The 1070-nt window shown below is 47.7% G+C and carries 1 protein-coding gene; it reads right to left on the bottom strand.

Annotation, left to right across the window (positions count from 1 at the left end; all coding sequences use genetic code 11):
- Window positions 1-235: 235 nt before the first annotated feature.
- Window positions 236-868 (bottom strand): TonB C-terminal domain-containing protein, encoded by a 633-nt coding sequence (locus tag CSQ89_RS21610; protein WP_158229094.1) that lies wholly within the window; start codon window positions 866-868, stop codon window positions 236-238.
- Window positions 869-1070 lie beyond the last annotated feature (202 nt).

Genomic DNA, 1070 nt, shown 5'->3' with positions numbered 1-1070 from the left:
CTGATCGACTTCCTGAAGACGCTGTGATTATGTGAAGGTCGGAATCCCCGCCTGCCGCTATCCATCAGCATTTGGCAGTCATTCCGGCCTGCAACTTTCCATAATCGCTGGCTTTGCATAATCGGCCTTATGCAAAGCTTTCCATAAGGCCGAGGACCGGACCTTCAGGAATACCCGTCTGAATTTCCGCTATTGGCTGTTTGCTGCCTGCCAGATTTAGCAACAGACTTGCAGATTAATCAAATGGGCGAATAGAGATATTGTGCTTTCTCCAGAGATCCACGCTCATCAAGTTTGGCAGTGGCGGGTACTGCCCCAAATCTTGGATGGCCTGGATAGCGGCAGCATCGTACTCACTGTTTCCGCTGGACTTCTTTACGATGACTTCATCTTTCCTAACAGACATATCATCGTTTAGCCTAACTTCAAGCAATGTGATGGGATTGTCTTCTTTGTTCCTGGGCTCGAATTTCATGGAGGCCCGAATCTGTCCACGAAGTGTTTGAATATACTTTTCAGCGACAATACGCCTCTGATCTTCTTCCTGATCTTCTTCCTCAATTCGAAGATTTAAAGGGATGCGTAACCGGCCTTTTACACTACTGCCTTGTGTGTGGCTAAGGTATTGGGCCGAGAAGACCACAAGCCTCTCCACCTCTGGCGAGCAATCTGACCGGCTTAAGGCGATATTGCTAAATCTATTGTCAGTATCAAAATCAGCTGCTAACTGCAGATTGCATTCTCGACGCTCGTCTAAGCCCCAGGCTGTAGCTAGATTTGCCTTGAGTGTTGATTGAAACGCGGTAGTGTTTAGTTTCACTTTTTCCGATGTTGGCGAGGGCGTGCCGTTCATGCTTGCATAGGTCATGGTGGGAACCAATACAGCAAGCACTAGAAATCCTAGTTGCATTAAATTGGTCTCAGAATTGTGAAGGTCGAGATTTGGGCACCTCGAAAAACCTCTCATCCATGGCATGATTCTGACATCCCAAAGTCAGCCCTCCCATCATGATCAAATCCAGTCTGTTTGCCAGTGAAGAACGTGAAGCCAAACTTGATCAGCTGGGCGA

The sequence above is a fragment of the Chitinimonas sp. BJB300 genome (assembly GCF_002735695.1).
Classification (GTDB): domain Bacteria; phylum Pseudomonadota; class Gammaproteobacteria; order Burkholderiales; family Chitinimonadaceae; genus Chitinimonas.
This window is presented reverse-complemented; position numbering and strand designations above follow the sequence as displayed.

What these genes read in the sequence shown, in the direction of transcription:
- CSQ89_RS21610 (WP_158229094.1), bottom strand. Translation starts at nt 868, where the DNA reads ATGACCTATGCAAGCATGAACGGCACGCCCTCGCCAACATCGGAAAAA.